The 5755-nt window shown below is 53.9% G+C and carries 3 tRNA genes and 3 rRNA genes; all 6 read left to right on the forward strand.

Annotated features, from left to right (window positions below):
- Positions 1–259: 259 nt before the first annotated feature.
- The 6 genes from QT992_RS32815 (at position 260) to QT992_RS32840 (ending at position 5755) form a co-directional block, all read left to right on the forward strand.
- Positions 260–1744 (forward strand): 16S ribosomal RNA (locus QT992_RS32815).
- Between the two features lie 202 nt (positions 1745–1946).
- A tRNA-Ile gene (locus QT992_RS32820) sits at positions 1947–2023 on the forward strand.
- Between the two features lie 9 nt (positions 2024–2032).
- Positions 2033–2108 (forward strand) — tRNA-Ala (locus tag QT992_RS32825).
- Between the two features lie 316 nt (positions 2109–2424).
- A 23S ribosomal RNA gene (locus QT992_RS32830) occupies positions 2425–5214 on the forward strand.
- A 135-nt stretch (positions 5215–5349) separates the two neighbouring features.
- Positions 5350–5464: ribosomal RNA gene (gene rrf / locus QT992_RS32835) — 5S ribosomal RNA — on the forward strand.
- The 16S, 23S and 5S rRNA genes sit together here with 3 tRNA genes alongside, the layout of an rRNA operon.
- 214 nt (positions 5465–5678) lie before the next feature.
- Positions 5679–5755, forward strand: a tRNA-Met gene (locus QT992_RS32840).

Below are 5755 nucleotides of genomic sequence, written 5' to 3' on the forward strand. Positions count from 1 at the left end.
TATTAGTGTCTGGTGGTTCTTTGACATTGTTGTTTTTTGATGAAGGGACATGTGGGCGACGGCGCCCGGTCCGGGGACCTCAAGGCTCCGGGTACCGGTTATTTAAGCCGATGCCGCATATGCGTGACCACCACGGTTGCGTGTATGTCAAGCATGTTCATTCGTATCCATTACGTTTGACAGTGCAGGTATTGGCTCCTTGCAGCTCATGCCGGATTGGTTGGTGGGGTTTTTCCTCATGCTGATTTGGTGTGTGACACAACTTGAGAGTTTGATCCTGGCTCAGAACGAACGCTGGCGGCATGCCTAACACATGCAAGTCGAACGAGACCTTCGGGTCTAGTGGCGCACGGGTGCGTAACGCGTGGGAACCTGCCTTTAGGTTCGGAATAACTCAGAGAAATTTGAGCTAATACCGGATAATGTCTTCGGACCAAAGATTTATCGCCTTTAGATGGGCCCGCGTTGGATTAGCTAGTTGGTGGGGTAAAGGCCTACCAAGGCGACGATCCATAGCTGGTCTGAGAGGATGATCAGCCACACTGGGACTGAGACACGGCCCAGACTCCTACGGGAGGCAGCAGTGGGGAATATTGGACAATGGGCGAAAGCCTGATCCAGCAATGCCGCGTGAGTGATGAAGGCCTTAGGGTTGTAAAGCTCTTTTACCCGAGATGATAATGACAGTATCGGGAGAATAAGCTCCGGCTAACTCCGTGCCAGCAGCCGCGGTAATACGGAGGGAGCTAGCGTTGTTCGGAATTACTGGGCGTAAAGCGCACGTAGGCGGCTTTTTAAGTCAGGGGTGAAATCCCGGGGCTCAACCCCGGAACTGCCCTTGAAACTGGGAAGCTAGAATCTTGGAGAGGCGAGTGGAATTCCGAGTGTAGAGGTGAAATTCGTAGATATTCGGAAGAACACCAGTGGCGAAGGCGACTCGCTGGACAAGTATTGACGCTGAGGTGCGAAAGCGTGGGGAGCAAACAGGATTAGATACCCTGGTAGTCCACGCCGTAAACGATGATAACTAGCTGTCCGGGTTCATGGAATCTGGGTGGCGCAGCTAACGCATTAAGTTATCCGCCTGGGGAGTACGGTCGCAAGATTAAAACTCAAAGGAATTGACGGGGGCCTGCACAAGCGGTGGAGCATGTGGTTTAATTCGAAGCAACGCGCAGAACCTTACCAGCCTTTGACATCCTAGGACGACTTCTGGAGACAGATTTCTTCCCTTCGGGGACCTAGTGACAGGTGCTGCATGGCTGTCGTCAGCTCGTGTCGTGAGATGTTGGGTTAAGTCCCGCAACGAGCGCAACCCTCGTCCTTAGTTGCCATCATTAAGTTGGGCACTTTAAGGAAACTGCCGGTGATAAGCCGGAGGAAGGTGGGGATGACGTCAAGTCCTCATGGCCCTTACAGGCTGGGCTACACACGTGCTACAATGGCATCTACAGTGGGCAGCTATTCCGCAAGGATGCGCTAATCTCCAAAAGATGTCTCAGTTCGGATTGTCCTCTGCAACTCGAGGGCATGAAGGCGGAATCGCTAGTAATCGCGGATCAGCATGCCGCGGTGAATACGTTCCCAGGCCTTGTACACACCGCCCGTCACACCATGGGAGTTGGATTCACCCGAAGGCAGTGCGCTAACCGCAAGGAGGCAGCTGACCACGGTGGGTTCAGCGACTGGGGTGAAGTCGTAACAAGGTAGCCGTAGGGGAACCTGCGGCTGGATCACCTCCTTTCTAAGGATATTCACGAAAGCGCCTGGGCTTGTCCTGGGAAGAGCTTCGTGGCTTCCAAAGAACATTGCCGTCGTCCTCATGTCCTTTCATCAATCGGATGCAGCTTGCAGCACAGAAGTGTTGTGAGTTGTGTGCCTGAGCCGGCTCGCGCCCGTTTGCGGCAGCCTGTTCCTTCGGGAATGGCGGCCGGATGCGGTGGTGTGGGCCTGTAGCTCAGTTGGTTAGAGCGCACCCCTGATAAGGGTGAGGTCAGTGGTTCGAATCCACTCAGGCCCACCATTACCTTAAGGGGCCTTAGCTCAGCTGGGAGAGCACCTGCTTTGCAAGCAGGGGGTCATCGGTTCGATCCCGATAGGCTCCACCAGGTACACATGGTGCGGCGCGGCTTTGGTCAGCGCGCACAATCCGATAGATGAAACGAAAACTGATCCCCGCCCCAAGCGATTGGAGGCAGGGTGAGGCGGTCGCCATGTTTTGCATGGGATTTGCCGATCTTTGACATTGTGAATGGGTTTTTAAATCGATGCCGTGGCGCATGGATTGTAACGGGCAGACTTTGGTCTGTGCCGGCGATCGTGCATCACAAATCAATCAAATTGATTATCTGGCTGAGATAATTTCTCCCACCGTCTTCAAGCGCTCAGGTTTTATGCAGGCCTGACGTTGATGGTGTGGATTCTCAAGCGTGAGGTAAGAGCATTTGGTGGATGCCTTGGCATGTACAGGCGATGAAGGACGTGGCACGCTGCGATAAGCGTCGGGGAGTTGTGAGCAAACTTTGATCCGGCGATTTCCGAATGGGGAAACCCACCTTCACCATTTCTTCCAGTTGGCTTTCGGGCTGCCTGGGCGAGGTGGATAAGGTATCACCGAGCTGAATAAAATAGGCTTGGTGAAGCGAACCCGGGGAACTGAAACATCTCAGTACCCGGAGGAAAAGACATCAACAGAGATTCCCGTAGTAGTGGCGAGCGAACCGGGACCAGGCCAGTGCCTTCATTTCAACTAGCAGAACACTCTGGAAAGTGTGACCATAGCGGGTGACAGTCCCGTATGCGAAAGTGATGATGAAGGACTTGAGTAGGGCGGGACACGTGAAATCCTGTCTGAACATAGGGGGACCACCCTCTAAGCCTAAATACTCGTACATGACCGATAGCGAACACAGTACCGTGAGGGAAAGGTGAAAAGCACCCCGATTAGGGGAGTGAAACAGTACCTGAAACCGGATGCTTACAAGCAGTTGGAGCCTCTTTAGGGGGTGACAGCGTACCTCTTGCATAATGGGTCAGTGACTTAATCTAGCATGCGAGCTTAAGCCGTTAGGTGTAGGCGAAGCGAAAGCGAGTCTGAATAGGGCGACTGAGTATGTTGGATTAGACCCGAAACCCGGCGATCTAGGCATGAGCAGGTTGAAGGTGCGGTAACACGCACTGGAGGACCGAACCGTTTAATGTTGAAAAATTATCGGATGACTTGTGTTTAGGGGTGAAAGGCCAATCAAGCCGGGAAATAGCTGGTTCTCCGCGAAATCTATTGAGGTAGAGCGTCAGATGTATGCCGATGGGGGTAGAGCACTGGATGGGCTAGGGCTGCGCGAGCGGTACCAAACCTAACCAAACTCCGAATACCATCGAGTCTTGTCTGGCAGACAGACGGCGGGTGCTAAGGTCCGTCGTCAAAAGGGAAACAGCCCTAACCTACAGCTAAGGTCCCCAAGTCATATCTAAGTGGGAAAGCATGTGGGAATCCCAAAACAACCAGGAGGTTGGCTTAGAAGCAGCCATCCTTTAAAGAAAGCGTAACAGCTCACTGGTCTAAATAAGGGTTCCTGCGGCGAAGATGTAACGGGGCTAAAGATATGCACCGAAGCTTAGGGTTGCAGTTTACTGCAGCGGTAGCGGAGCGTTCCGTAAGCGAGTGAAGGAGGAGGGTAACCGACTCTGGACGTATCGGAAGTGCGAATGCTGACATGAGTAGCGACTAACAGGGTGAGATACCCTGTCGCCGAAAGACCAAGGGTTCCTACGCAATGCTAATCAGCGTAGGGTGAGCCGGCCCCTAAGACGAGCCCGAAGGGGGTAGTCGATGGGAACCACGTTAATATTCGTGGGCCTGGTGGTGTGTGACGGATCTCGTAAATTGTTTTCCCTTATTGGATTGGGAGGGCAGTGAAGAGGTTCCAGGAAATAGCCCCACCGTATAGACCGTACCCGAAACCGACACAGGTGGTCAGGTAGAGTATACCAAGGCGCTTGAGAGAAGTATCCTGAAGGAACTCGGCAAATTGCCTCCGTACCTTCGGAAGAAGGAGGCCCCATCTTAAGGCAACTTTTGGTGGGGGGCACAGGCCAGGGGGTAGCGACTGTTTATCAAAAACACAGGACTCTGCTAAGTCGGCTTCAAGACGACGTATAGGGTCTGACGCCTGCCCGGTGCTGGAAGGTTAAGAGGAGGAGTGCAAGCTCCGAATTGAAGCCCCAGTAAACGGCGGCCGTAACTATAACGGTCCTAAGGTAGCGAAATTCCTTGTCGGGTAAGTTCCGACCTGCACGAATGGCGTAACGACTTCCCCACTGTCTCCAGGATATGCTCAGCGAAATTGAATTCTCCGTGAAGATGCGGAGTACCCGCGGTTAGACGGAAAGACCCCGTGCACCTTTACTGCAGCTTCAGAGTGGTATTAGGAAAGAGTTGTGTAGCATAGGTGGGAGGCTTTGAAGTGTCGGCGCCAGCTGACATGGAGCCATAGGTGAAATACCACCCTGCTGTTTTCTGATATCTAACCTCGCACCGTTATCCGGTGTAGGGACCCTCTGTGGCGGGTAGTTTGACTGGGGCGGTCGCCTCCTAAAGAGTAACGGAGGCGCGCGATGGTAGGCTCAGGACGGTTGGAAACCGTCTGTTAGAGTGCAATGGCATAAGCCTGCCTGACTGCGAGACTGACGAGTCGAGCAGAGACGAAAGTCGGTCATAGTGATCCGGTGGTCCCTCGTGGAAGGGCCATCGCTCAACGGATAAAAGGTACGCCGGGGATAACAGGCTGATGATTCCCAAGAGCTCATATCGACGGAATCGTTTGGCACCTCGATGTCGGCTCATCACATCCTGGGGCTGGAGCAGGTCCCAAGGGTTTGGCTGTTCGCCAATTAAAGTGGTACGTGAGCTGGGTTCAGAACGTCGCGAGACAGTTTGGTCCCTATCTGCCGTGGGCGTCGATACTTGAAAGGAGTTGCCCCTAGTACGAGAGGACCGGGGTGAACATACCTCTGGTGTACCTGTCATTCTGCCAAGAGTGCCGCAGGGTAGCTATGTATGGACGGGATAACCGCTGAAAGCATCTAAGCGGGAAGCCTCCCTTGAGATTAGGTATCTTTGAACCGTGATAGACCATCACGTTGATAGGCCGGGTGTGGAAGTGCAGTAATGCATGCAGCTAACCGGTCCTAATAGTTCATATCGCGCTTGAGAGTTCGCACTATCAACGCCAGCCCTGCACCCGCAGAGCGCGTTGGTGGAGAAGTTCTCCAGCCAGATACGCCCTTTACCACTCACAACCCGTGAGTGTGCATCGATTTGAAAACCCGCATCCACTGGCCCCATTGCTTGGTGGCCATAGCGTCTGTGACCCACCCGATCCCTTTTCGAACTCGGCCGTGAAACCAGACAGCGCCGATGGTACTAACGCTCAAGCGTTGGAAGAGTAGGTCGTCGCCAGGCATTGAAGCCAGTGGAAGCGGGTATAACCCATTCACAAAGTCAACAGGGCTGACCCGCAAGGGCAGCCCTTTTGACGTCTATGGTGCCTTCGGGTGCTGAAGACCCTCTCCAAGACCTCACCACGGTCGTGGAGCAGGCCAAACGGTCGCACAGCGACCGCAAGGCCAACCGGCCGCCCGAAGCGCTCGCGCAAGGAACGCCAAAACGGTATTATCGCGGGATGGAGCAGCCCGGTAGCTCGTCAGGCTCATAACCTGAAGGTCGTTGGTTCAAATCCAACTCCCGCAACCA

The organism is Microcoleus sp. T3_D1, from assembly GCF_036700405.1.
Classification (GTDB): domain Bacteria; phylum Cyanobacteriota; class Cyanobacteriia; order Cyanobacteriales; family Microcoleaceae; genus Microcoleus.